23 protein-coding genes and 1 pseudogene are annotated in these 26,093 nt (G+C 63.0%); 20 read left to right on the forward strand and 4 right to left on the reverse strand.

What is annotated here, in order from left to right:
- Window positions 1-43: 43 nt before the first annotated feature.
- On the reverse strand, window positions 44-1,429 hold the full coding sequence (locus tag R9B85_RS24875; RefSeq protein WP_112253975.1) for an aldehyde dehydrogenase family protein: 1,386 nt from the start codon (window positions 1,427-1,429) through the stop codon (window positions 44-46).
- A 107-nt stretch (window positions 1,430-1,536) separates the two neighbouring features.
- On the opposite strand from R9B85_RS24875, the gene ptrR reads away from it, so the two are divergent.
- The 4 genes from ptrR (at window position 1,537) to R9B85_RS24895 (ending at window position 4,493) form a co-directional block, all read left to right on the forward strand.
- Window positions 1,537-2,403 carry a putrescine utilization regulator PtrR gene (gene ptrR, locus R9B85_RS24880; RefSeq protein ID WP_423770684.1) on the forward strand — a complete coding sequence of 289 codons (867 nt, stop codon included), beginning with the start codon at window positions 1,537-1,539 and terminating at the stop codon, window positions 2,401-2,403.
- Window positions 2,404-2,528: 125 nt separating this feature from the next.
- Complete coding sequence (locus R9B85_RS24885) at window positions 2,529-2,972, forward strand: carboxypeptidase regulatory-like domain-containing protein (protein WP_112253977.1); 444 nt, start codon at window positions 2,529-2,531, stop codon at window positions 2,970-2,972.
- A 54-nt stretch (window positions 2,973-3,026) separates the two neighbouring features.
- Window positions 3,027-3,773, forward strand: a complete 747-nt coding sequence (locus R9B85_RS24890; RefSeq protein WP_375149148.1) for a phytanoyl-CoA dioxygenase family protein — start codon at window positions 3,027-3,029, stop codon at window positions 3,771-3,773.
- A gap of 198 nt (window positions 3,774-3,971) precedes the next feature.
- Window positions 3,972-4,493, forward strand: a complete 522-nt coding sequence (locus tag R9B85_RS24895; RefSeq protein ID WP_112253979.1) for an acyloxyacyl hydrolase — start codon at window positions 3,972-3,974, stop codon at window positions 4,491-4,493.
- A 116-nt stretch (window positions 4,494-4,609) separates the two neighbouring features.
- Here R9B85_RS24895 and R9B85_RS24900 read toward each other — a convergent pair whose 3' ends face one another.
- Together R9B85_RS24900 and R9B85_RS24905 are read right to left on the reverse strand one after the other, a co-directional pair.
- Window positions 4,610-6,733 carry a TonB-dependent siderophore receptor gene (locus R9B85_RS24900; protein ID WP_423770685.1) on the reverse strand — a complete coding sequence of 708 codons (2,124 nt, stop codon included), beginning with the start codon at window positions 6,731-6,733 and terminating at the stop codon, window positions 4,610-4,612.
- Window positions 6,734-6,977: 244 nt separating this feature from the next.
- A complete protein-coding gene (locus tag R9B85_RS24905; RefSeq protein WP_112253981.1) occupies window positions 6,978-7,868 on the reverse strand; it encodes a universal stress protein in 891 nt (296 codons plus the stop codon).
- A gap of 125 nt (window positions 7,869-7,993) precedes the next feature.
- Here R9B85_RS24905 and hisN point away from each other — a divergent pair, with 125 nt between their 5' ends.
- From hisN to R9B85_RS24985, 16 genes and pseudogenes are all read left to right on the forward strand, one after another.
- Window positions 7,994-8,785 (forward strand): histidinol-phosphatase, encoded by a 792-nt coding sequence (gene hisN / locus R9B85_RS24910; RefSeq protein ID WP_423770686.1) that lies wholly within the window; start codon window positions 7,994-7,996, stop codon window positions 8,783-8,785.
- 225 nt (window positions 8,786-9,010) lie between these two features.
- Entirely contained in the window at window positions 9,011-9,742 is a 732-nt protein-coding gene (locus tag R9B85_RS24915; RefSeq protein WP_112253983.1) for a hypothetical protein, read from the forward strand.
- A 341-nt stretch (window positions 9,743-10,083) separates the two neighbouring features.
- Window positions 10,084-11,040, forward strand: a complete 957-nt coding sequence (benR, locus tag R9B85_RS24920; protein ID WP_112253984.1) for a benABC operon transcriptional activator BenR — start codon at window positions 10,084-10,086, stop codon at window positions 11,038-11,040.
- A gap of 103 nt (window positions 11,041-11,143) precedes the next feature.
- A pseudogene (locus tag R9B85_RS24925) lies at window positions 11,144-11,389 on the forward strand (RHS repeat-associated core domain-containing protein); the annotation flags it as partial.
- A gap of 536 nt (window positions 11,390-11,925) precedes the next feature.
- Window positions 11,926-13,284 (forward strand): benzoate 1,2-dioxygenase large subunit, encoded by a 1,359-nt coding sequence (benA, locus tag R9B85_RS24930; RefSeq protein ID WP_112253986.1) that lies wholly within the window; start codon window positions 11,926-11,928, stop codon window positions 13,282-13,284.
- A complete protein-coding gene (gene benB, locus R9B85_RS24935; RefSeq protein WP_004374327.1) occupies window positions 13,281-13,766 on the forward strand; it encodes a benzoate 1,2-dioxygenase small subunit in 486 nt (161 codons plus the stop codon). The genes benA and benB overlap by 4 nt, the downstream gene beginning before the upstream one ends.
- 72 nt (window positions 13,767-13,838) lie before the next feature.
- Window positions 13,839-14,849, forward strand: a complete 1,011-nt coding sequence (benC, locus tag R9B85_RS24940; RefSeq protein ID WP_112253987.1) for a benzoate 1,2-dioxygenase electron transfer component BenC — start codon at window positions 13,839-13,841, stop codon at window positions 14,847-14,849.
- A gap of 146 nt (window positions 14,850-14,995) precedes the next feature.
- Entirely contained in the window at window positions 14,996-15,757 is a 762-nt protein-coding gene (locus tag R9B85_RS24945; RefSeq protein ID WP_112253988.1) for a 1,6-dihydroxycyclohexa-2,4-diene-1-carboxylate dehydrogenase, read from the forward strand.
- Window positions 15,758-15,813: 56 nt separating this feature from the next.
- On the forward strand, window positions 15,814-17,163 hold the full coding sequence (locus R9B85_RS24950) for an MFS transporter (RefSeq protein WP_423770687.1): 1,350 nt from the start codon (window positions 15,814-15,816) through the stop codon (window positions 17,161-17,163).
- 29 nt (window positions 17,164-17,192) lie between these two features.
- A complete protein-coding gene (gene catA, locus R9B85_RS24955; RefSeq protein ID WP_423770688.1) occupies window positions 17,193-18,107 on the forward strand; it encodes a catechol 1,2-dioxygenase in 915 nt (304 codons plus the stop codon).
- A gap of 158 nt (window positions 18,108-18,265) precedes the next feature.
- Window positions 18,266-19,465: a benzoate/H(+) symporter BenE family transporter gene (locus R9B85_RS24960; protein ID WP_207878978.1), complete on the forward strand. Its 1,200-nt coding sequence runs from the start codon at window positions 18,266-18,268 to the stop codon at window positions 19,463-19,465.
- A gap of 54 nt (window positions 19,466-19,519) precedes the next feature.
- Window positions 19,520-20,770, forward strand: coding sequence for an OprD family porin (locus R9B85_RS24965; protein WP_112253992.1), 1,251 nt, complete (start codon window positions 19,520-19,522; stop codon window positions 20,768-20,770).
- A 114-nt stretch (window positions 20,771-20,884) separates the two neighbouring features.
- Complete coding sequence (locus R9B85_RS24970) at window positions 20,885-21,961, forward strand: metal-dependent hydrolase (protein WP_112253993.1); 1,077 nt, start codon at window positions 20,885-20,887, stop codon at window positions 21,959-21,961.
- 3 nt (window positions 21,962-21,964) lie between these two features.
- Window positions 21,965-22,657 (forward strand): TraX family protein, encoded by a 693-nt coding sequence (locus R9B85_RS24975; protein ID WP_112253994.1) that lies wholly within the window; start codon window positions 21,965-21,967, stop codon window positions 22,655-22,657.
- Between the two features lie 86 nt (window positions 22,658-22,743).
- Window positions 22,744-23,655: a LysR family transcriptional regulator gene (locus tag R9B85_RS24980; protein WP_207878980.1), complete on the forward strand. Its 912-nt coding sequence runs from the start codon at window positions 22,744-22,746 to the stop codon at window positions 23,653-23,655.
- A 100-nt stretch (window positions 23,656-23,755) separates the two neighbouring features.
- Window positions 23,756-24,736 carry an LLM class flavin-dependent oxidoreductase gene (locus R9B85_RS24985; protein ID WP_423770689.1) on the forward strand — a complete coding sequence of 327 codons (981 nt, stop codon included), beginning with the start codon at window positions 23,756-23,758 and terminating at the stop codon, window positions 24,734-24,736.
- Between the two features lie 146 nt (window positions 24,737-24,882).
- Here R9B85_RS24985 and R9B85_RS24990 read toward each other — a convergent pair whose 3' ends face one another.
- Window positions 24,883-25,980 carry an alkene reductase gene (locus R9B85_RS24990; RefSeq protein WP_112253997.1) on the reverse strand — a complete coding sequence of 366 codons (1,098 nt, stop codon included), beginning with the start codon at window positions 25,978-25,980 and terminating at the stop codon, window positions 24,883-24,885.
- Between the last annotated feature and the right edge of the window lie 113 nt (window positions 25,981-26,093).

The raw sequence follows: 26,093 nt of genomic DNA on the forward strand, positions 1-26,093 counted from the left end.
AACCCGCTCCCACAGGGCCGCAATGCGGCCCCTGAGCATCGAATCAGTTACGGTCCAGCCACACAGTCTGGGCATTGGTGAACTCACGCACACCAAAGTGCGACAGCTCACGCCCGAAGCCGCTCTTCTTCACCCCGCCAAACGCCACGCGTGGGTCCGAAGCGCAATAGCCGTTGATGAACACGCCGCCGGTATCCAGCGCCGCGGTCATGCGCTCGGCCAGCGCGTAGTCGGCGGTGTAGATGGTCGAGGCCAGGCCGAATTCGCTGTCGTTGGCCAGCTCCACCGCATGCTCCGCATCCCGTGCGCTGATGATCGCCGCCACCGGCCCGAACAGCTCCTGCTTGAACGCGGTCATGTCCGGGGTGACGTTGGCGAACACGGTCGGCGCGTAGAAGTTGGCCACGCCTTCGACCTTGTGGCCACCCAGCAGCAGGGTGGCGCCTTCGGCGAGGGTCGCCTGGACCTGGCCATCCAGCTCGTCGCGCAGGTCGTAACGGGCCATCGGGCCGATGTAGGTGTCGTCTTCCAGTGGGTTGCCGATTTTCAGCTCGCGAGTGGCCTCGACGAACTTGCGGGTGAATTCGTCAACGATGCTTTCTTCGACGATCAGACGTTTGGCCGCAGCGCAGACCTGGCCGGTGTTCTGGTAGCGGCCGATCACGGCAGCCTTCACGGCGGCATCCAGGTCGGCGTCGGCCAGCACGATGAATGGGTCGGAACCGCCCAGCTCCAGCACGCACTTCTTCAGCGCGGCGCCAGCTTGTGCGCCAATCGCCATGCCGGCACGCACGCTACCGGTCAGGGTCACCGCGGCAATGCGCGGGTCGTTGATGGCGCGGGTGACGCCGTCCGGGGTCACGTTCAGCACCTCGAACACACCTTCCGGCAGGCCGGCATCCTTGAACAGTTCGCCCAGCAGGTAAGCGCTGCCCATCACGTTCGGCGCGTGCTTGAGTACATAGGTGTTGCCGGCCAGGATCGCCGGCACGGCGCCGCGCAGTACCTGCCAGACCGGGAAGTTCCATGGCATCACCGCCAGGATCGGGCCCAGCGGGCGGTACTCGATGCGGGCTTTCTCGACCTGGGTCGGCTCGGGGGCGAGCATGGCCGGGCCGTGTTCGGCGTACCAGCGGCACAGGCCGACGCACTTGCTGACTTCACCCCGGGCCTGGGTGACAGGCTTGCCGATTTCGCGGCTGATCATTTGCGCGAAAGCTTCGGCCTTGGTTTCGAGGGTGCTGGCCAGGGCAAGCAGGTACTCGCTGCGCTGACCCAGCGACACCTGGCGCCACTGGCGGTAGCCAACCTTGGCGCGTTGCAGCGCCGCTTCCAGTGCGGCGTCGGTGTCGAACGGGTAGGCGCCGATCTGCTCGCCGCTGTACGGGTCGAGGGAGATGGCGTGGGTCAGGCTGCTGATCGCGCTCATGGCGGGAAACTCTCGTTGTTGTTGAACCGTGATGCCAGACTAGTGGGCTATGGCTTTAATGAAAACTGAATAATAATGAGTGAAACATTCACGTTTGGAGAAAGGCTGTGGACCTGGTGCAACTCGAGATCTTCAAGGCCGTGGCAGAGCAGGGCAGCATCAGTGCAGCTGCGCAGCATATCCATCGAGTGCCGTCGAACCTGACCACGCGTATCAAGCAACTGGAGGAGGACCTGGGCGTGGAGTTGTTCATCCGCGAAAAGAGCCGCCTGCGCCTTTCCCCCGCCGGCTGGAACTTCCTTGAGTACACCCGGCGCATCCTCGACCTGGTGCACGAGGCGCGGTTGACCGTGGCCGGTGAAGACCCGCAGGGCACCTTCGCCCTGGGGTCGCTGGAAAGCACGGCGGCGGTACGCATCCCGGCCTTGCTGGCGGCCTACAACCAGCGCTATCCCAAGGTCGACCTGGACCTGTCCACCGGGCCTTCCGGGACCATGCTCGAAGGCGTGCTGTCCGGGCGCCTGGTGGCGGCGTTCGTCGACGGGCCGGTGCTGCACCCGACGCTGGAGGGCATGCCGGTGTTCGAGGAAGAAATGATGGTCATCGCGCCGCTCAACCATGCCCCGGTAACCCGCGCCCAGGACGTCAACGGCGAAAGCATCTATGCCTTTCGCGCCAACTGTTCGTACCGCCACCACTTCGAGAACTGGTTCGTGCAGGACCAAGCGGTGCCGGGCAAGATCCACGAAATGGAGTCGTACCACGGCATGCTGGCCTGCGTCAGCGCCGGTGCCGGCCTGGCCATGATGCCGCGCAGCATGCTCGACAACATGCCCGGTTGCAGCACCGTCAGTGCCTGGCCGATGTCGGAAGATTTCCGTTACCTGAGAACCTGGCTGGTGTGGCGGCGGGGTACGGTATCGCGCAGCTTGAGCATGTTCGTGAAGTTGCTCGAAGAACGGCGTTCAACCTGATGTTATTGCTCGATATTTTGGTGAATAAAGCGAATTTCATCCCAACGACTATGCATCAGCACGAACGCCGTTACGCCCGAAGGATCAGATAATAGGTAAGCCATCCTCGAAAGGAGGGTCGTACCATGCGTAACCATCACTATGCCCTCGGCGCGGCGCTGCTGATCACCCTGGCCCTGCCATGGACCCTCGCGGCCGCCGCCGACCTCAATGCCCCCATAGACATGCAGGCCGTGCAACTGCAACAGCAGGAGCAGAACGGCGTCCGCTACCTGCAAGGCGGCATCGGCCAGGATGAAGCCAACGCCCTGCGCAAGACCCCGGGCTATGACCTGCACGTGGAACTCTCCACCGGCCCGGAAGGCAAGTTCCAGAGCGGTGCTACCGTCGACATCCAGAATGCACAGGGCCAGCCTGTGCTCAGCGTTACGGATGCCGGGCCGCTGCTGTATGTGCAGCTGCCTCCCGGCAAGTACAAAGTCACTGGCAACGCCCAGGGTGAGACGGTGCAGCAATTGGTGACCGTGAATGGCAAGACCCCCACGACCGTGAACCTGAACTGGCGGTGATGGGCAAACGGGCAGGAGTACGGATGTACTCCTGCCGAAAAGGAGCGCATCGCCATGAGCCTGGATCTTCAGCTGGAGATTTTGGACGAGCGGGGCTATGTGTTGCTCCCCGGTGTGCTCGAGCCCTTGCGTATCGCCTTGCTGCGCTGCGCCATCGATGACCTGCAGCCGATCCACTGGGATTACCAGGGGCTGCTGGAGCACTACAAGTGCGTATTCAACCGCAACCCGTTGTGGTTGCCCTTTCTCGACCTGCCGCCGCTGATTGCCCTGGCCGAAGCGGCATTGGGCGCCGATTGCCATGTGATCGGCCAGACCGCCTGGCGCAGCCACCCGGGCTATCCCGGTATGGCCCTGCACCTGGACCACCTGCCCATGCAGTTGCCCGACTGGCTCAGTGAGCGCGGCGACTTTACCCAACCCCCGCAGATTCTGACTGCGCAGTTGTACCTCAGCGATATCGACCATCACATCGGACCGACCTGGATTGTGCCCGGAAGCCATCGTGCGGCGCGGCCACCGCAGGCTGGCGAACAACACTGGCAGGGCCGTGAGGCCCAGCCTGTGCTGTGCAAGGCCGGGGACGCGCTGGTGTTTCGCAGCGATGTCTGGCACAGCGGCGGGGCCAACTGCACCCAGTCACGCGCGCGCGACATGCTGCAAGTTCACTATGGCCGGCGCATGGTCGCGCAGAAGTTTTCGCCGTACCTGAACTGGCGTTTCAACCCGCAGGTGCTGGAGGTGGCTACACCCAGGCAAAGGCGCCTGCTGGGTGAACACGAAGAGGCGGAATACGACTGAGCCCTGCTGGCTGAAAGGGTGGATGCTGGCAGTCCGGAATTAGCCGATAGTGGCAATACACTTTCAACTTTCTGTTTATCTGGACGATAATCAGAAAAGTATTACTTCGTGTGACCGGGCTGGATGCATCTGGTCACCGCATAAGATCGAGGGGCCAAAGCCCCCGCTTGCCGTGTAGACCATCAGGAGAAGTCATTGATGAAAACCCGTCTAGCAGCCTCGCTGGCTGCTGCAGTGCTGGCCTTTGCCGGAACGAATCTGGCCCAGGCGGCACAGGTGACCGGTGCCGTTGGCGCCACTGGCCAAGGCGACATGACCTACCGTATCGGCCTGTCGTTCGACTGGGACAAGAAGTGGCTGGAAAGCAGCACCGGCCATCTGACCGGATACTGGGATGCGGCGTACACCTATTGGGAAGGCGGGGAGGCCAGTGGTGCGCACTCGCTGTCGTTCAGCCCGGTGTTCACCTACGAATTCAGCGGTTTCACCTATACCCCGTACCTCGAGGCCGGCATAGGCCTGGCGGCGTTTTCCAAAACCGATGTGGGTGACCAGCGCCTGGGCTCGTCGGTCAACTTCGAAGACCGCATCGGCTTCGGCCTGAAGTTGCCGGGGGAGCAGAAGGTGGGGATCCGCGCGATGCATTACTCCAACGCGGGGCTCAAGCAGCCTAACGACGGGATCGAGTCCTACTCGCTGTTCTATAGCAAGGGGTTCTGAGGCCCAGGGGCCGCTTTGCGGCCCATCGCGACACAAGGCCGCTCCTACAGGAAATCGCGGTTTCCTTGTAGGAGCGGCCTTGTGTCGCGAAAGGGCTGCAAAGCAGCCCCGGCAATTCAGAAGGTATAGGAAACCCCGGCCTGCACCGTGCGCGGCGCACCTGGGTAGGCGTAGAGGTTGAATGCTCCCTCGTCGTATTCCTTGTTGAACAGGTTCTTCAGGTCGAGATTGAGGCGAATGTTGTCGTTGACCTTGTAAAAGGCCAGCAGGTCGACAACGGTGTACTGGTCCATGTTGTAAGTCACTGCCTCGGTCTGGCCATTGCGGTCATCGACGTACTTCACCCCAACCCCCAGCCCAAGGCCTTTTGCCAATCCGTCCTGGAATTCGTAGGTGTTGAGCAGGCTGAAGCTGTTCCTTGGAATGTTCGCCAGCCGGGTGCCAGTGGGCAGGCGGTTGTCCTTGGTCACTTCAGCGTCCACGTAGGCATAACCACCGATCACGCGCCACTCCGGTGTCAGGTTGCCGGCGATGTTGATATCCAGGCCACGGCTACGTACTTCGCCAGCGGCAAGATTGTAGTTGGGGTCTGCCGGGTCGCGTGTCAGCACATTTTCCTTGACGATGTGGTAGATCGCCGTGTCAACGCTCAGCTGGCGGTCCGGCGCTTCCCATTTCACCCCCAGTTCATACGACTTTCCTTTCTCCGGGTCGAAGCCCGAACCTTGCAGGCTGGCGCCGCTGTTGGGCTTGAATGAACGGGCGGTATTGGCATAGACGGCGACAGTGTCGGTCAGGTCGTAGATCAGGCCGAAGCGCGGGGTGACGCCGTTTTCCCCCTTGCTGAAGTCGCGGTTTACGGGCCGCTTGTCGTCGTAATCATGCTCGAAGCGTTCGAAGCGCACACCGGCCAACGCTTTCAGGCGCTCGGTAAGGGCCACCTGGTCCTGGATGAAATACGCCCAGGTCTCGAGCTTCTCGCTGTCCCAGGTAGTGGGTACCGCTGCCAGCTCCGGCCGCGGCTGGCCTAGTACCGGGTTGTAGATATCGATCGTGTAGGGCGCGGTGGAACGTCGAATGATCGAACTGTAGTGGTAATTCTCGTACTCAACGCCGGTCAGCAGGGTATGGCTGAACCCACCTGTATCGAAATGCCCGGTGAGGTTCAGCTGCCAGTCGCGGTCGGTCCACTCCAGCTTGCGGTAATTGAAGTTGCGCTGCAGGGTACGGCCATCTGCGGGGGCACTGGTGGCCTCTACAGCATTGCCTTTGAGCGAGCCATCGAGGTACTGGAAGCCTCCACCCAGCGTCCAGTTGTCGTTGAGCAGGTGCTCGAAGCGCACCTGCGCCATGTTGTTGTCGTTGTGCAGCAGGTTGTCGCTGCCTTTTTCCCAGATGTAAGTGTCACGCGAGGCGCTGCCGGTCTGGGTCGGGTAGCGTGTCAGGCCACGGTCCAGCGGGTGGTTGTTGCGCATGAAATCGCCTTCGAAGACGATCTTGGTGCTGTCGTTGACCTGCCAGCTGAGCACCGGCGCCACGTCATAGCGCTCGCTTTCCACATCGTCACGGAAGCTTTCGCCGCCTTCGCCCAGCAGGTTCAGGCGGTAGGCCAGCGAGCCGTCCTGGTTCAGCGGCCCGGTGGCGTCCAGGGTCGCGCGGTGCATGCCTTGGTCATCGAACTGGCTGCCCAGGGTGACTTTCGACTCTGGCAGCGGCTGCTTGCTGACCACGTTGAAGGTGCCGCCGGGGTCGCCACGGCCGTACAGGCTGCTGGCCGGGCCACGGATCACTTCCAGGCGCTCGACGGTATTGGCGTCGGGGGCGTTGGGGTAGCCGCGGTTGATCGGGAAACCGTTGCGGTAGAACTCGCCGGTGGTGAAGCCGCGCACGGTGAAGGTGGTCAGGCCCTGGCCGCCGAAGTTGTTGGCGCGGCCGACACCGCCGGCGTAGTCCAGGCCGTCCTGCAGACGTGTGGCGCCAGTGTCTTGCAGTACATCCTTGGGCACCACGCTGACCGATTGCGGGGTTTCGTGCAAGGCGGTGTCGGTGCGGGTGGCGCTGGCCGAGCGGCTGGCCTTGTAGCCCTCGACCGGTCCATCGGCACGCTCGCTGTCGGCACTGCTGGTGATGTTCAGGGCCTGGAGTTCGATCTGGGCGGGTTCGCCGAGCGGTTCAGGCTCGGCAAAGGCCAGTGGGGAGACAGCATGAAGCACACAAAGCGAAACGAACGTGCGACGCATCGACAGTACGATCCTGGAGTAGGGCGCTGAGGGTAGGGTGAGCAAGCGCCGAGAAACTACTACGAATCATTATCAAAAGCATTATTTTTGTGTGGTACTGGTGTACCAGATACCAAGAGTGAAATCCGTATTGGCCTCTTCGCGGGTAAACCCGCTCCCACAGGGGCTCACAAGGCCTTGGGCAGTGGAGTTACCTGTGGGAGCGGGTTCACCCGCGAAGAGGCCCGCGCAGGTGACTCAGCACTCAGCGAACCGCCTTGATCGCCAGCACATTGCACAACGGATGCTCCAGCACATGCGCCGTGGTCCCGCCCAGGAACGTCTGCATGGCGTCATGCCGGTGGCTGCCCATCACGATCACATCCACTCGGTTGTGGCCGACGAACTGAGCAATGGCCTTGATCGCGGTCCCTTCGAGGAAGTGCCTGCGCTCCAGCGGGATCTGGTGATGGTCGCCCAGCCGGTTGAACGCCGCCCGCTGCGAGGTCCGCACGCTGACATCGAAGCCGGGCATGGTCACCGTACCGGCGCCGAAGTCGGCTATGTGGGTCTTGGCCGCATCGCACACATGCAGTAGGTGCAGCTCGGCGTTGCACTGCAGGGCCAGGGCATGGGCGCAGTGGATCACCTGCTCATCCAGATGCTCGCCAGCGCCATGGCTGTTCAGGTCCACTGCGGCGGCTATCTGCCGGGGCAGGGGCAGGCGGATATCGCTGACCAGGTGCACGGCGACCGGGCTGTCCTTGAGCAGTTGCCAATCCAGTGGCGTTACCAGCAGGCGTTTGAGCACCGGTTCATGCTGCACGTCCTTGATCAGCAGGTCGCAACCCAGCTGTTCGACTCGCTCCAGCACGCTGGCCAGCGGGTCGCGGGTCAGCAGCAGCTCGGTAGACACATCCAGGCCGGCGTTGGCCAGTTGTTCGGCTTCATCTGCCAGCCATTGGCGGTTGTCGCTGAGTAATCGCTCACGCTCGCGGCTATCGCTCATCAAGCCGAAGGTGTCGACATCGTCGACGAACACGTTGATATCCAGCAAGGCACCGCTGGATTCCGCCAACGCCGCAGCGCGTTGCAGCGCCGGCGTGTGGCGCATCTGCGGGCCGAGCATGACGAACAGACGCTTGAACTGGCTCATCTCACACCTCCACGTGTGGCAGCCCCCCGATGATCTGGTCTTGTTCAGTCTAGACCGCGCCGGGCTGCATGAGCACCTGACGTCGGGTATGATGCGGGCCCCATCATTTTCACGAGGCCCGCCCCATGTCCCTGAGCGCTGAACAGATCGGCGAATTCCGTGCCTTCGCCGAGCAGCTGGCCGATGCTGCTGCTGTGGCGATCAAGCCATACTTTCGCGCCAGCCTGGACGTCGAGGACAAGGGGGGGCGGCTGTACGACCCGGTGACGGTGGCCGACAAGGCCGCAGAGGACGCCATGCGCGAGCTGATCCAGGCACGCTATCCCGAGCATGGCATCCTCGGCGAAGAAGCCGGCGTTGCAGTGGGCAGCAGCCCGCTGACCTGGGTGCTCGACCCGATCGACGGCACACGTGCCTTCATCACTGGCCTGCCGCTGTGGGGCACATTGATTGCCTTGAATGACGGCACGCGCCCGGTAGTCGGAGTGATGAACCAGCCGTTCACCGGCGAGCGCTTTGTCGGCACCCCGGAAGGCGCCTGGCGCGCCGGCACGCCGTTGAAGACCCGCGCCTGCGCCGACCTGGCTTCGGCCACGCTGATGTGCACCACACCGGACATGTTCGATACCGCCACGCGCAAGACTGCCTTCGAGGCCGTTGCCGGCAAGGCGCGGCTGATGCGTTACGGTGGCGACTGCTATGCCTACTGCATGCTGGCTTCCGGTTTTGTCGACGTGATCGTCGAAGCGAGCCTGCAGCCGTATGATGTGCAGGCGTTGATGCCGATCATTGAGGGGGCAGGCGGTGTGATCACGGCGTGGGATGGCAGCAGTGCGCAGGATGGCGGTTGTGTGGTGGCCTGTGGTGATCCGGCGCTGCATGCGCAGGTGGTGGAGATGTTGCGGCACGCCATGTAAGTAATGGGTCGCCTGTACCGGCCTCTTCGCGGGTAAACCCGCTCCCACAGGTACTGCACAGTTTTCAGGATTTGTGGTGATCTTGTGGGAGCGGGTTTACCCGCGAAGAGGCCGGTACAGGCTTACTATCTTCCCAATCACCGCACTTTTTCCAATTTCCGGGCTCTATGCTTGGCCAGGCCGCTCTGATCCCCGGTGCGGCCGCCGAATATTTGCCCGGTGCCGATGGTTGCAAGCAAGCCAAAATTTTTCCCCCGCCTGCTATTGGCAGGCACCCTCACATGCCTGTGTGCCTGCACCCAGCAGCAGGGGCGCGACATGCTCAACCAGTTCGGCAACGGCAAGCCCAGCGAACTGTTCCAGACCAGCGTCGACCGCCTGGCCACGCTGTCGATGCGCGACAACCTGCAGAGCTTGTACCTGCTGATGAACAAGCTGTACCTGCGCAACCCCAACCAGTGGAAGATGTCTGGCTACGTGGATGCTGCCACTGCCGAGCGGCAGATCCGTATCGCCATCGAGCAACGCCAGCCCTTGCCGCAATTGGGCAACCGTCGTGATCTTGCAGCCTTGAGCTACGCCCTGAGCCCCGAGTTTCGCGGTGACCGGGTCGGTGCCTTCATCTACGCCATCGGCAGCATGCTGATCACCGCGCACGGCGGCCGTACCGAGTTCTACATGACCGATACCATCGACCCGCTGTTCGTCAACAACGCGGCGCGCAATATCGAGAAGGCCACCTGGATGTTGAGCCAGCGACAGGATGCCAATGGTGTGCTGCTGTTGTTCTCCAACGAGATCTCGGAAGAGGGCAGCAACCTGAGTTTTGCCGTGGAGTTCGGCAAGATCGTGGCGCGGCTGGACTTGCTGGCGGAGTTGCTGGATGAGCGTTATCGGCGCATTGGTTTGAATTACGCACAAAGCCTGCTGTTGATGAATTTCTTGCCGGTGCAGTGAATTGGGCTGGCCTCTTCGCGGGTAAACCCGCTCACACAGGTACCTTACCCCTTCAGGCTGGTGGTATCTCTGTGGGAGCGGGTTCACCCGCGAAGAGGCCAGCACAACCGTTCGATAAACGAACACTGACCCTGTCCTGCCTGTCCGCTATCCGCCCATCCATTCCCAAGGTCGCATTGCCCAACCCCCGCCTTTTTGCTTAAGTGTGCCCATCCACCGGCTGTCGCCTGCCCCCGCGACCCGCAGCCGGCTCGATAGAATGACTGTGACGACCGCAACCACAGCCCACCGGGCCGTAGGGAGCGGCAACCAGAACAATAACGATACCGAGTGCCTTGCCTATGGAAAGCCGCCTGCTGAGCGAGCGCAGTAGCGTGTTTCATCACGCCGACCCTTATGCTGTGTCCGATTATGTCAACCAGCACGTAGGCCAGCATTGCATCGGCTTGTCCCGCACCACTCATCCGCAAGCCAGCCTCAGCCACCGCAAGTTCGCTGAACTCGACCTGTGCCGCATCAGCTACGGCGGCAGCGTGCGCGTTACCTCGCCGGCACTGGAAACCATCTACCACCTGCAGGTGCTGCTCAACGGCAACTGCCTATGGCGCGGGCACAAGCGCGAGCATCATCTGGTGCCAGGCGAGCTGTTGCTGATCAACCCCGACGACCCGGTTGACCTGACCTACTCGGAAGACTGCGAGAAATTCATCCTCAAGGTGCCGACCCGGTTGCTGGACTCGATCTGCGATGAACAGCGCTGGCACCGACCCGATGGCGGGGTGCGGTTCTTGCGCAACCATTACCGGCTGGACGAGCTGGACGGGTTCGTCAACCTGCTGGCCATGGTCTGCCACGAGGCGGAGGTAATCGACTCGTTGCCAAGGGTACAGAGCCATTACAGCCAGATCGTAGCCAGCAAATTGCTGACCCTGATGAGTACCAATGTCCGTCGCCAAAGCCTGAGCGCCCCTCAAGCAGGCCTTGAGCGAATTCTCGATTACATCGAGCACAATCTAAAGCTGGAGTTGTCGGCTGAGGTGTTGGCGGAGCAGGCCTGTATGAGTTTGCGTTCGTTGTATGCGCTGTTTGACCAGCATTTGGGCACCACACCCAAGCATTACGTGCGTCAGCGCAAGCTGGAGCGGGTGCATGCGTGCCTGAGCGACCCGACTTGTGGCGTGCGCAGTGTGACGGAACTGGCCCTGGACTACGGCTTCCTTCATCTGGGGCGTTTTTCCGAGGTCTATCGGCAGCAGTTTGGTGAGTTGCCGTCGCAGACGTTCAAGCGGCGGGGATGACATCCGCCCGCTTGGCCACCTGACATTTCTGCCAGTTGTTTGCATTTCATGCACAACACACCATTTGCCTTATCTCGGGTAAAAGGTAGCAATCATGTCGACTTCATTGCAGTACACCGTTTATGGGCATGATGGATGCAGTCAATACGCACCAGTGCTGCGCTTCAGCGGGCAGAGAAAAGCGCCGGTTGCAGGGCACTATTTGCTGGGGAATGGATACCGTGCGTTCAATCCGGTTTTGATGAGGTTCCTCAGCCCTGACAGCTGGAGCCCGATGGGCGCTGGAGGGTTGAATTGTTACGTCTACTGTGCTGGGGATCCCGTTAATAATACTGACCCGAGCGGTCACTTCAAGCTTCCCCGAGTGCGGTTGCCGAGCGTTCGCCCTAAGGCAGGGTTTCACATGCGAAATACAGAATTCAAAGGGAAAACAACGACTTCTCCGGTAGTAAGCGAACGTATCGTGGGAACGGTCAATGAGCTGGGCCGTGGTTATGGGAATCAGTTGAGCCACATAATGACATCGGCGGAATGGTCTGATCCTCAAATTCTACTGGTGGAAGGCACCACGCTGAAACTGATCAGCAATTATGGAGAAAACTTGAAACGGGAAGCGGGTTGGGCAGTCAGCCAAGCTGCAGCACCTATCAGTTCGCAGAGTCGACTAAGCGAGGCGATCGGCGTGCTCGTTCCGCTCTACGAAAAGATGAAGCTCGCCAAAAATACTCCTAGTGCAATCAGCTGGCTACATGACCCCAAACGGCAAATTCCGAACGTGCGAGATCCCGGCAAAGCTGGATAGCACTCTGCACAATCCGGATAGTCTCCCACCACCCGTCTCCCTAACCTGACCAGGTCTAAACAATAACAAGGGAGACCCTGGCCATGTCCCTGGGATTCGACTACCTCAATGCCTTGCTCGAGGACGACCGTGAAAAGGGCATCTACCGCTGCAAGCGCGAGATGTTCACCGACCCACGCCTGTTCGACCTGGAGATGAAACACATCTTCGAGGGCAACTGGATCTACCTGGCCCATGAAAGCCAGATCCCCGAGAAAAACGACTTCCTCACCCTGACCATGGGGCGCCAGCCGATCTTCATCGCGCGCAACAAGGACGGTGAGCTCAATGCCTTCCTCAACGCCTGCAGCCACCGCGGCGCCATGCTCTGCCGACACAAGCGCGGCAACCGTTCCAGCTACACCTGCCCGTTCCACGGCTGGACCTTCAACAACAGCGGCAAGCTGCTCAAGGTCAAAGACCCGAGCAACGCCGGCTACCCCGACAGCTTCAACTGCGACGGCTCCCACGACCTGACCAAGGTGGCGCGCTTCGAGTCGTACCGGGGCTTCCTGTTCGGCAGCCTGAATGCCGATGTCAAGCCGCTGGTCGAGCATCTGGGCGAGTCGGCCAAGATCATCGACATGATCGTCGACCAGTCGCCGGAAGGCCTGGAAGTGCTGCGCGGCGCCAGCTCGTACATCTACGAAGGCAACTGGAAGCTTACCGCCGAGAACGGTGCCGACGGCTACCACGTCAGTTCCGTGCACTGGAACTACGCCGCCACCCAGAACCAGCGCAAGCAGCGCGAGGCGGGTGAAGAGATCAAGACCATGAGTGCCGGCGCCTGGGCCAAGCAGGGCGGTGGCTTCTACTCCTTCGACCACGGTCACTTGCTGCTGTGGACCCGCTGGGCCAACCCCGAGGACCGCCCGGCCTACGAGCGCCGCGACCAGCTGGCCGCCGACTTCGGCCAGGCTCGTGCCGACTGGATGATCGAGAACTCGCGCAACCTGTGCCTGTACCCGAACGTGTACCTGATGGACCAGTTCAGTTCGCAGATCCGCATCGCCCGGCCGATTTCGGTCAACAAGACCGAAATCACCATCTACTGCATCGCGCCGAAAGGCGAGAGCGCCGATGCCCGCGCCAAGCGCATTCGCCAGTACGAAGACTTCTTCAATGTCAGCGGCATGGCCACCCCGGATGACCTGGAAGAGTTCCGCTCGTGCCAGACCGGCTACGGCGGCGGCACCGGCTGGAACGACATGTCCCGCGGCGCTGCGCACTGGGTGGAAGGCGCCGACGAGGCGGCCAAGGAAATCGAGTTGAAACCGCTGCTGTCCGGCGTACGCACCGAGGACGAAGGCCTGTTCGTACTGCAGCACAAGTATTGGCAGGAAACCATGATCCAGGCCCTGAAGGACGAACAGCAACTGATCCCCGTGGAGGCCGTGCAATGAGCCTGTATGAAACCGTGCGCGACTTCCTCTACCGCGAAGCGCGCTACCTGGACGATGCCCAATGGGACCAGTGGCTGGAACTGTACGCCAGCGATGCCAGCTTCTGGATGCCGAGCTGGGACGATGACGACACCCTTACCGAAGACCCACAAAGCGAAATCTCGCTGATCTGGTACGGCAACCGTGGCGGCCTGGAAGACCGCGTGTTTCGCATCAAGACCGAGCGCTCCAGTGCGACCGTGCCCGACACCCGCACCTCGCACAACATCAGCAACATCGAGATCGTCGAGCAGGGCGAGGGCAGCTGCCAGGTGCGCTTCAACTGGCACACCCTGAGCTTCCGCTACAAGACTACCGACAGTTACTTCGGCACCAGCTTCTACACCCTCGACCTGCGCGGCGAACAGCCGCTGATCAAGGCCAAGAAGGTGGTGCTGAAGAACGACTACGTGCGCCAGGTCATCGACATCTACCACATCTGATCCAGGGTTTTGCGAGCGCTGCCCGGTGCGTCCCGCGACGTGCCGTGGCCAGGCTCGCCCGCGAGGTGCAACATGAGCTACCAGATCGCACTCAATTTCGAAGACGGGGTCACCCGTTTCATCGAGGCCAGCGGCCATGAAACCGTGGCCGACGCCGCCTACCGCCAGGGCATCAACATCCCGCTGGACTGCCGCGACGGCGCCTGCGGTACCTGCAAGTGCAAGGCCGAGTCCGGGCGCTACGACCTGGGCGACAACTTCATCGAAGACGCCCTGAGCGAAGATGAAGTCGCCGAAGGCTACGTACTGACCTGCCAGATGCGCGCCGAAAGCGACTGCGTCATCCGCATTCCGGCCTCGTCGCAGTTGTGCAAGACCGAACAGGCCAGTTTCGAGGCTGCCATCAGCGATGTCCGCCAGCTGTCGGCCAGCACCATTGCCCTGTCGATCAAGGGTGAAGCCCTTGGCCGCCTGGCGTTCCTGCCGGGGCAGTATGTCAACCTCAAGGTGCCGGGCAGCGAGCAGAGCCGCGCCTATTCGTTCAGCTCGCTGCAGAAGAACGGCGAGGTCAGCTTCCTGATCCGCAACGTGCCGGGTGGGCTGATGAGCAGCTTCCTGACCAACCTGGCCAAGGCCGGCGACAGCATGACCCTGGCCGGGCCGCTGGGTAGCTTTTACCTGCGGCCGATCCAGCGCCCGCTGTTGCTGCTGGCCGGTGGCACCGGCCTGGCGCCGTTCACGGCGATGCTGGAGAAGATCGCCGAGCAGGGCAGCGAGCACCCGCTGCACCTGATCTACGGCGTGACCAACGACTTCGACCTGGTCGAACTCGACCGCCTGCAGGCGCTGGCGGCGCGCATTCCCAACTTCACCTTCAGCGCCTGCGTGGCCAACCCGGACAGCCAGTACCCGCAAAAGGGCTACGTGACCCAGCACATCGAGCCGCGCCACCTCAACGACGGCGATGTGGATGTGTACCTGTGCGGCCCGCCACCGATGGTCGAGGCGGTCAGCCAGTACGTGCGCGAACAGGGCATCACCCCGGCGAACTTCTACTACGAGAAGTTCGCGGCGGCGGCCTGATTCCTTTTATCTCGAACATTACACCGCCCCCTGTGGGAGCGGGTTCACCCGCGAAGAGGCCAGCAGATACAGCGGCTTTGTCTTGTCTGACGCATTCGCGGGTAAACCCGCTCCCACAGGGGCAGCGAGAAGGCGGAAATTTGCATATGAACAACCGATTCCAAGGCAAGGTCGCCCTGGTCACCGGTGCCGCCCAGGGCATCGGCCGTGGCGTGTGCTGGCGGCTCAAGGCCGAAGGCGCGCAAGTGGTCGCGGTAGACCGTTCCGAACTGGTTCACGAACTGGCCGGCGAGGGCATGCTCACCCTCACTGCCGACCTGGAACAACATGGCGACTGCGCCCGGGTCATGGCCAGCGCCGTTGAAGCGTTCGGCCGCCTCGACATCCTGGTCAACAACGTCGGTGGCACTATCTGGGCCAAGCCCTTCGAACACTACGAAGTGGAGCAGATCGAAGCCGAAGTACGCCGTTCGTTGTTCCCCACCCTGTGGTGCTGCCATGCCGCTCTGCCGTACATGCTCGAACGCGGCAGCGGCGCCATCGTCAACGTCTCGTCCATCGCCACCCGTGGCGTCAACCGCGTGCCCTACGGCGCGGCCAAGGGCGGCGTCAACGCGCTGACCGCGTGCCTGGCCTTCGAAACCGCCGGCCGGGGCATTCGTGTCAACGCCACCGCGCCTGGCGGCACCGAAGCGCCACCCCGGCGCGTGCCGCGCAACAGTGCCGAGCAGACCGAACAGGAAAAGCACTGGTACCAGCAGATCGTCGACCAGACCCTCGACAGCAGCCTGATGCACCGCTACGGCAGCATCGACGAGCAGGTGGGCGCGATCCTGTTCCTCGCTTCCGACGAAGCCTCGTACATCACCGGCGTGACCTTGCCGGTAGGGGGCGGCGACCTCGGCTGAGCGACCCTCAAGGCAAAGAGCTTTCTTTCACAACAAAAACAAGAGCGACAGATGCCATGCGAACCCTTGACGTACACCCGATCATCGATAATGCGCGCTTTACCCCGTTCCACTGGATGGTCATGGCCTGGTGCGGCCTGCTGCTGATCTTCGACGGCTATGACCTGTTCATCTACGGCGTGGTACTGCCGGTCATCATGAAAGAATGGGGCCTGACCCCGTTGCAGGCCGGTGCGCTGGGCAGCTATGCGCTGTTCGGCATGATGTTCGGCGCCCTGGCGTTCGGCAGCCTGGCTGATCGTATCGGGCGCAAGAAGGGCATCGCCATCTGTTTCGCCTTGTTCTCCGGGGCGACCATCCTCAACGGGTTTGCCAGCAGCCCGAGCGAGTTCGGCATCTACCGTTTCATTGCCGGCCTGGGCTGTGGCGGCCTCATGCCCAACGCCGTGGCATTGATGAACGAGTACGCGCCCAAGCGGCTGCGCAGCACGCTGGTAGCGATCATGTTCAGTGGCTACTCGCTCGGCGGCATGCTCTCGGCGGGTGTCGGCATCTTCATGCTGCCGCGTTTCGGCTGGGAATCGATGTTCTTCGCCGCAGCGGTGCCACTGCTGCTGTTGCCGGTGATTCTCTACCACCTTCCGGAGTCGATCGGTTTCCTGGTGCGCCAGGGCCGTACCGACGAGGCCCGCAAGCTGCTCAAGCAACTGGACCCGGACTGCGACGTGCAACCTGACGATGTACTGGTCGCCCCCGTGGGAGCGGGCTTGTCCCGCGAAAGGGCCGGCAAGTTCACCGGTGTAGTCGAACTGTTCCGCAACGGCCTGGCCATTCGCACCCTGGCGCTGTGGCTGGCGTTCTTCTGCTGCCTGCTGATGGTCTACGCGCTCAGCTCCTGGCTGCCGAAGCTGATGGCCAACGCCGGCTACAGCCTGGGCTCGAGCCTGTCGTTCCTGCTGGCGTTGAACTTCGGCGGCATGGCCGGGGCGATCCTCGGCGGCTGGCTCGGCGACCGCTACAACCTGGTCAAGGTCAAGGTGGCGTTCTTCATTGCCGCCGCGCTGTCGATCAGCCTGCTGGGCGTCAACAGCCCGATGCCGGTGTTGTACCTGCTGATCTTCATTGCCGGCGCTACCACCATCGGCACGCAGATCCTGCTGTATGCCGGCGCCGCCCAGTTGTACGGGCTATCGGTGCGCTCCACCGGGCTGGGCTGGGCCTCGGGCATCGGCCGTAACGGCGCCATCGTCGGCCCGCTGCTGGGTGGTGCGCTGATGGGCATCAACCTGCCCCTGCAACTCAATTTCATCGCCTTCGCCATCCCCGGCGCAATTGCCGCGCTGGCCATGGTCGTGCACCTGGCCAGCGGCCGCCAGCATGCCCAGGCCATTGCGGCGCAAGCGTAACTCCAGAAAACAACATGAGGTAATCCACCATGACCGTGAAAATTTCCCACACTGCCGAGGTGCAGCAGTTCTTCGAAGAGGCCGCAGGCTTTGGTAACGACGCCGGCAGCCCGCGCCTGAAACGCATTGTGCAGCGCCTGCTGCAAGACACCGCGCGGCTGATCGAAGACCTGGAAATCAGCGAGGACGAGTTCTGGCATGCCGTCGACTATCTCAACCGCCTGGGCGGTCATGGCGAGGCCGGGCTGCTGGTGGCGGGGCTGGGCATCGAACACTTCCTCGACCTGCTGCAGGATGCCAAGGACCAGCAGGCAGGCCTGGTCGGCGGCACCCCACGCACCATCGAAGGCCCGCTGTACGTGGCCGGTGCGCCCATCGCCTTAGGTGAAGTACGCATGGACGACGGCAGCGAGGAGGGCCTGGCCACGCTGATGTACCTGGAGGGCCAGGTGCTCGACCCGCAGGGCCGGCCGTTGCCGGGAGCCACGGTTGACCTGTGGCATGCCAATACCCGGGGCACTTACTCGTTCTTCGACCAGAGCCAGTCCGAGTACAACCTGCGTCGGCGCATCGTTACCGACGCCCAGGGGCGCTACCGCGCGCGCTCCATCGTGCCGTCAGGCTATGGCTGCGATCCGCAGGGGCCGACCCAGGAGTGCCTGGACCTGCTGGGGCGCCATGGCCAGCGCCCGGCGCATGTGCACTTCTTCATCTCGGCGCCGGGGCACCGACACCTGACCACCCAGATCAACCTGGCCGGGGACAAGTACCTGTGGGATGACTTTGCCTATGCCACGCGCGATGGGCTGGTGGGCGAGGTGGTGTTTGTCGAGGGCGAGGCGGGGCGGTATGCCGAGCTGAAGTTCGACTTCCAGTTGCAGCGGGCCCAGGGCGGTGCGGATGAGCAGCGCAGTGGGCGGCCGCGGGCTTTGCAAGAGGCCTGATCCAGCGGGTTTGCCGCTTCGCGGGTAAACCCGCTCCCACAGGTACGGCGAAAATGCTGAAACCTGTGCAGCCCCTGTGGGAGTGGGTTCACCCGCGAAGAAGCCAGCACAAAACAAGAGCCAGCCACAAAGGCCGGCCGCCGCCTTGCGAGATATTCATGAAAACCCTGATCAAGGACTGCTCCCTGTCGGCCCTGGTCGCCGGCTGCATTGCCACGATGATCTCCTACGCAGGCCCTTTGGTGATCATCTTCCACGCCGCAGAAGCCGCCGGCCTGTCCCATCGGCAACTGTCCTCCTGGGTCTGGGCAGTGTCCATGGGCAGTGCCGTGCTCGGCGCGCTGCTCAGCCTGCGCTACCGGGTGCCGGTGGTGATCGCGTGGTCGATCCCCGGTTCGGCGTTGCTGGTCACCGCCTTGCCGCAACTGGGCCTGGAACAGGCCGTAGGCGCCTACCTGGTGGCCAACCTGGTTTTGCTGTTGATCGGCATCAGCGGGGCCTTCGACCGCATCATCACGCGCCTGCCAGGTTCCATCGCCGCCGGCATGCAGGCTGGCATCCTGTTCAGCTTCGGCATCGAGGTGTTCCGCGCCTTGCCGGTGCAACCGCTGCTGGTACTGGCAATGTTCGTCACCTACGTGGTGATGCGCCGGGTGCAGCCGCGCTACGCCGTGGCGGCGGTGCTGTGCGTGGGCACGGTAGTGACCATGGCCAGCGGGGCGTTTCGCAGCGAGGCGTTGGTGCTGGAGCTGGCGTCGCCGCAGTGGGTCACCCCGCAGTTCAGCATGGCAGCGGTATTCAGCCTGGCACTGCCCCTGGTGCTGGTAGCCCTGACTGGGCAGTTCATGCCGGGCATGGCGGTGCTGCGCAACGCCGGCTACCCCACGCCGGCCAGCCCGATCATCAGTGCCAGCGCCCTGGCCGGCGCCGCGCTGGCACCGTTCGGTTGCCACGGGCTGAACCTGGCGGCGGTCACCGCCAGCCTGTGCACCGGTCATGAGGCCCATGAAGACCCACGGCGGCGCTATGTCGCGGCGGTGGCTGGCAGTGCGCTGTACCTGCTGTTGGGGATCGCCGGGGCCACGTTGATGTCGCTGTTCGCAGCATTCCCCGCCGCCCTGATTGCCGCCCTGGCCGGGCTGGCGCTGTACGGCGCAATCAGCGAGGCCTTGGCCCGCAGCCTGGCAGAACCGGCCGAACGCGATGCCGGATTGTTCACCTTCCTGGTCACCGCTTCGGGGGTGGCCTTCCTGGGTCTTTCGGCAGCGTTCTGGGGCTTGCTGTTCGGCCTGCTGGCCCATGCGTTGCTCAGGCTGCGCCAGCCACGTGCCGGGGAGGTGCTGAGCCGTACCCCATGAACCGCCGTGTTTCCAGCGCTTTAACCATAAAAACAAAATCAAGAGAGCTTCGGAATGAACCACACCCCTTGCGTCGCCCTGGGCCTGACTTTGCTCAGCCAACCGTTGCTGGCCGCCGAAGGTGGCTTCTTCGAAGATTCGAAGGCCACACTGAGTGCCCGTAACTACTACTTCAGCCGCGACTTCTCTGACATCGTCGGGGCCAACCGGCAATCCAAGGCCGAGGAGTGGGCCCAGGGCTTCATCCTCGACTTCAAGTCGGGCTACACCCCAGGCACGGTCGGCTTTGGCGTTGACGCCCTGGGCCTGCTGGGCATCAAGCTCGACAGCAGCCCCGACCGCACCAATACCGGGTTGCTGCCGGTGCACAGTGATGGCCGGGCCGCCGATGAATACAGCCGCCTGGCGCCCACTTTCAAGGCCCGGCTGTCCAAAACCGAATTGCGCGTCGGCGAACTGCAACCCAACCTGCCGGTGCTGACCTTCAGCGACATCCGCCTGTTGCCACCGACCTACCAGGGTGCAAGCCTGAGCTCGGCAGAAATCGACGGCCTGACCGTGCAGGCTGGGCACTTGAAGAGCACCCACCTGCGCAACGAAGGCGGAGACGGCAAGATGAACGCCATGCTCGGCCATGTGCCGATGCGCCAGGCAGAAAGCGATGCCTTCAACTACCTGGGCGGGGACTATGCGTTCAATGCCAACCAGAGCAGCGTCAGCCTGTGGTACGGGCAGCTGGAGGACATCTACGAACAGGGCTTTGTCGGCCTCAAGCACAGCAAGCCTGTAGGCACCTGGGTGCTCAGCGCCAACCTGGGGTATTTCACCGCACGGGAGGATGGCGATGCGTTGCTCGGCAACATCGACAACCAGGCGTTCTTCTCTATGTTCACTGCCCGGCATGGCGGGCACAGCTTCCATGCTGGCTACCAGGGCATCTATGGCGACAGCCCGTTCCCACGGGTATTCGCCAACATCTCGCCGCTGGGTAACGAAGTGCCGACCTATGAGTTCGCCTATACCGACGAACGCTCGTACCAGGTGCGCTACGACTACAACTTCGCGGCCATGGGCGTGCCGGGGCTGACGGCGACCGTGCGCTACATCACCGGTAACAATGTCGACACTGGGCTGGGTTATGAAGGGCGCGACCGCGAGCGCGACCTGGACATCGGTTATGCGGTGCAGGGCGGGATGCTGAAGGGGTTGGGGATACGGATGCGCAATGCCATGGCCCGGTCCAACTACCGCAGCGACATCGACGAGAACCGTCTGACGCTGGTGTATACCTGGCAGTTGTTCTGACGCATCCACAGGATGCCTGCGGGACCTCTTTGGGAGCGGCCATAACCAAGGGAATTGCGCATCAGGGCTGGATGAAGGTAGCTTCTGGAAACCACCTTTTCAGGAATGCCACCCTTGGACTCCATCACCCAGGCTGTACTCGGCGCGGCCCTGCAAGGTACCGTACTCGGCCGTATCCAGGGCCGCCGCTCGCTGCTGTATGGCGCGGCGCTGGGCACGCTGCCCGACCTGGACGTGATCATCCGCTACGCCGACCCGGTGTCGCAGATGACCTACCACCGCGGCTTCTCTCATTCCTTGTTCGTGCTCACCGGGCTGGCCTTGCTGCTGGCCTGGCTGGTCAACAAGTGCTGGCCAGGCAAAGGCTATACCTTGCCCAGGCTGTTCCTGGCGTTCTGGCTGGTGCTGGTCACCCACCCGTTGCTCGACGCCTTCACGGTCTACGGCACGCAGTTGTTCTGGCCTTTGCAGGGCACCCCGGAAAGCTGGGCGGCGGTGTTCATCATCGACCCGGTCTACACCATGCCGCTGCTGGCGACGGTGATTTACGCAATCATCAGAGGGCTGACGAGCAGGGCTACGCGGTTACTGACCCTGGCCTTGGTATTCAGCGCAGCCTACCTGGGTTTCGGTCTGGCCGGACGCATGGCGGCCGAGCAGCGGTTCCAGGCTGCACTCGATCGCCAGGGTATCGCCGTCAGCGAGGTACGTGCCGTGCCGTTAGCGTTCAACAGCCTGGTCTGGCGGGTGCTGGCCAAGACCTCGGATGGCGATTACTACGAAGGCATCAGCAGCGGGTTCGACCAGCAACCGCCCGAAATGCAGCGTTTGCCGCGTAACCTGCAACTGGCGCAAGCGCTGGCCGGGCACCCATTGCACCAGCGCTTGCGCTGGTTCACCGATGACTGGCTGCGCTACGACCAGGTCGGCGATGCGCTGGTGGTGAGCGACCTGCGCATGGGCATCCCGGGGAACTACACGTTCCGCTTCAACATGGCCCACCTTGACAGCCAGGGGCACTGGATTGCCGATGTGCCGTCCATGTGGGAGGGCGCGGGGCCAGGGGCGGCGTTCAATGGCGGCGACCTGGTGCTGATCTGGCGACGGATCGTCGAACAGCAACCACCTTTGCCGCTGGCTGCCTGGACCGATCGTTACCTGGGGCCCGCCACAGTCGAGCCCGGGCGCTGAGGCATGCGTTCAGCCGGGCTGGACCTGGTCAAGTGGACGGCGATGCTGACCATGGTCGCCGACCACCTGCGTTTCCTGTGGCCTGCTGCCGATGGCCTGTTCGTACTGGGCCGGTTGGCGTTTCCGCTGTTTTGCCTGGCGATTGCGGTGAATGTGGGGCGCTCCAGAGGAGGAGCGCTCCATACCCGCGGCAACCTGCGTTATCTGGGGTTGATGCTGGTGTTCACGGTGCTGTCGGAACCTGCGTACCGTTGGCTGGACAGTGGTTCGCCAACATTCAGCGTGATGCCGACCCTGGTGTTGGGTTTGCTGGTTGCCTGGGGTATACATCATCCGTCGAGATCGGCGCGAGTGCTTGGCGTTGCCGGTCTGCTTGCAGGGTGGCTGCTAAGTGAACAGCTGATGTACGGACTGCCGGGGGTGATGCTGCCGGGCGCATGGTTGATGGCCCGCCGAACAGGAGGGGCGGCCTGGTTGTTGCCTTGCCTGTTGGCCATGGGCGGGAACCTGACCAACAGCTGGTTGAAGGAGCATCTGCTGGCGCCAATTACCGTGCTGACGCTTATTGCTGCAGCCTTGGCCATTCCGGTCGGATTGCTGTTGCTGCGTCATGATGATTGGCGGGTGCCAGCAGTCGGACGTTGGGGTTATCTGTTCTATCCGGTACATTTATTGGTGATCAAGGTCTTCGCTTGATCGCTCTGGCAGCCTCGACAGTCCTGCTTGCATTTCACAGACTCACACCCCATCTAAGCCGGCCGCATCAGATTCAGGAACCACCCATGGAACCCAACCGCTTCGGCGACATCGCCGCCTTCGTCAGTGCCGCAAAGGCCGGTAGTTTTACCGCTGCCGCCGCCACCTTGGGCCTGACGCGCTCGGCGGTGGGCAAGAGCATCGCTCGTCTGGAGTCGCGCATGGCCGTGCGCCTGCTCAACCGCACCACGCGCAAGCTGAGCCTGACAGACGAGGGCCTGGTCGCCTACGAGCGCTGGCGGCAGATTCTGGATGACCTGGACGAAGTGGAAAGCACCATGGCCCAGCGCCGTGGCAAGCCCACCGGCACTCTGCGCCTGACAGCACCTCTGTCGTTCGGCCAGCGCCATGTACTGCCGATTCTCGACCAGTACCTGAAGCAGTGGCCCGAGCTGCGCGCGGATATCCGCTTCACCGACCGTTTCGTCGACCTGGTCGAGGAAGGTATTGACGTTGCGGTACGTATCGGTGCACCGAAGGAAGACTCGCAACTGTTGACCCGCACGGTGGCCTGGCAGCAGTTCGTCACCTGCGCCTCGCCCGCGTACCTGGACACACGCGGCGCACCGCAGGTGCCCGGCGACCTCTACGGCCACGACAAGATCGCCTTCCTGGCCGGCGAGAAGGCCATGCCGTGGCGCTTCCATACCGAAGCGGGGCTGCACCTGTGCGAAGACCCCGGACGGCTTAACATCGACAGCTCCGAGGCGATGCTCGATGGCGCGCGGGCGGGTTTCGGGCTGATACACCTGCCCACCTATATCACTGGCGACGACCTGCGCACCGGCACCTTGGTGGAGGTGCTGCAAGCCTATCGGCCGCCGGCGGACCCGATTCGCATCGTGTACCCAAGCAAGCGCCACCTGTCGCCACGGGTACGCGGCTTCATCGACCTGCTGGTAGCCAGCTGGGAACCGGGTGTGCCCTGGGAATACTGATTGGGGACTGACAGGCCCCTGTGCCGGGCCCGAAGCCGGGTTTATCGCTGGCTGCGCAGCAGGGAAACTGGCAGCCACTGATAATCCCTGTGGAGACCCCATGACTGCACTGTCCGTACTGGACCTGGTCATGATCGGTGAAGGCAAGACCTTCGCCGACGCGATCGAAGAGTCCCGCCAACTGGCGCGCCATGTCGAGCAACAGCAATACAGCCGCTACTGGATCGCCGAACACCACGACATGCCGGGCATCGGCTCGGCCGCCACGTCATTGGTCATCAACGAAATCGCCAACGCCACACGGCATATCCGCGTCGGCGCCGGTGGCATCATGCTGCCCAACCATGCGCCCTTGGTGGTGGCCGAGCAGTTCGGTACGCTCGACACCCTGCACCCGGGCCGCATCGACCTGGGCCTGGGCCGTGCACCGGGCAGCTCCGGCCCGACCGTGCGCGCCTTGCGTGGTGCTGCGCCAGAGCGCGACTTCGGCCAGGACATCGCCGAACTGCGCGACTACCTGGCTGACAACGGCAAACGGCGGGTGCGCGGCGTGCCGGGCTCGCACGACGTCCCGGTGTGGATCCTCGGCTCCAGCCTTTTCGGCGCCGACCTGGCAGCGAAACTGGGGCTGCCCTATGCCTTCGCCTCGCACTTTGCCCCGCGCTACCTGCTGCAGGCCATTGCCCATTACCGGGCCAACTTCCAGCCTTCGGCCCAACTGGCCAAACCGTACGTGATGGTGGGCATGAACCTGTTTGCCGCCGACAGCGATGCCGAGGCGGATTACCTGGCCAGCTCCCATCGCAGGTGGATGCTGGACCTGCATGTCGGGCGCTTCGGCCTGCTGCCCAAGCCGCAGGAGGGTTATGTCCAGAGCCTGCCGGACCATGAGCGCGCCGTACTTGAGCAGGTGATGGCCTGCACCGTGGCCGGCGGGCCGGAGCGGGTAAGGGAAGGGTTGCGCACGCTGATCGAGCAGACCGGCGCGGATGAACTGATGATCGACTGCCGCATCTACGACCCGCTGGCGCGGCAGCGTTCGCATGCCTATGCCGCGCAGGCCCTGGCGCAGTTGGTTTAAAGCTACCGGCCTCTTCGCGGGTGAACCCGCTCCCACAGGATAATCACAGGCTTGAACTTTGTGGGATCCCCTGTGGGAGCGGGTTCACCCGCGAAGAGGCCGGCACAGGCAACAAAAAGGGAGCCCATGAGCTCCCTTTTTCAGCATCAAGCCTGCTTCAGGAACGGATAATCCGTATACCCCTCAGCCCCATTGGCATAATCGAACTGCGCTCGGTGCGCATTCAACGGCGCCCGCACCCGCAACCGCTCTACCAGGTCCGGGTTGGCAATGAAGCTGCGCCCGAACGCTACGGCATCGATCAAGCCACGCCCGATCAGGTCTTCACCTTTCTCGGCGGTGTAGGCACCGGCAGCAATGATCACCCCCGGGTAGGCCGCACGAATCGCCTGGCGGAATTCGTCACGCAGCGGCTTGCCGCCGGCCCAGTCCGGTTCGGACAGGTGCAGGTAGGCGAGGTTGCGCTTGGCCAGTTCGCGGATCAGGTACAGGCCTGCGGCTTCCTGGTCCTCGCCATTGTCCACGCCATTGAAACCACCCAGCGGGAAAACTCGGATACCCACGCGCTCGGCGCTCCAGCTGGCAATCGCCGCATCCACTGCCTCAAGCACGATACGCGCACGGTTCTCGACGCTGCCGCCGTAGCGGTCTTCGCGTTGGTTGGCGCTGGGGGTGAGGAACTGGTGCAGCAGGTAGCCGTGGGCGGCGTGCAGCTCGATGAAGTCGAACCCGGCTTCACGGGCATTGGCGGCCGCCTGGCCAAAGTCGGCGACGATACCGGCGATTTCCGCCTCGCTCAGCGCTCGCGGCGCAGAGGTTTCCACACGCATCAGGTTGCCGTGCTCGTCACGCAGGGTAGTGCGGGCAGCTGCCGGCAGCGCCGAAGGTGCTACCGGGGCTTCGCCGCCGGGTTGCAGGGAAGTATGCGATACCCGCCCGGTGTGCCACACCTGCACGGCGCTGTGGCCGCCATCGGCGTGGATGCCCTCGTTGACATGCTTCCAGGCGGCGATCTGCTCGGCGCTGTGGATGCCCGGCGAGCCGGAATAGCCTTTGGCCTGGAAGGAAATCTGCGTGGCTTCGGTGATGATCAGCCCGGCGCTGGCGCGCTGGCGGTAATACTCGGCCATCAGTGGGGTAGGCACGTCACCTGGCTCCAGGCTGCGCAGGCGGGTCAGGGGGGCCATGAACACGCGGTTGGGCAGGGTGAGCGGGCCGACTTTCAGGGGTTGCAAGAGTTTCATTGCTGCTCCAGAGGTGGGAAACCAATGGTGCGCACGATACCGAGGTGATTGGGGAAAGGGGGGACCGGAAGCCTGGCATTGGGCTCCCCAATGGTTTGTTCTAGCAGCTTGGA

Source organism: Pseudomonas sp. NLJ1, from assembly GCF_049486705.1.
In the GTDB taxonomy this organism is placed as follows: domain Bacteria; phylum Pseudomonadota; class Gammaproteobacteria; order Pseudomonadales; family Pseudomonadaceae; genus Aquipseudomonas; species Aquipseudomonas inefficax.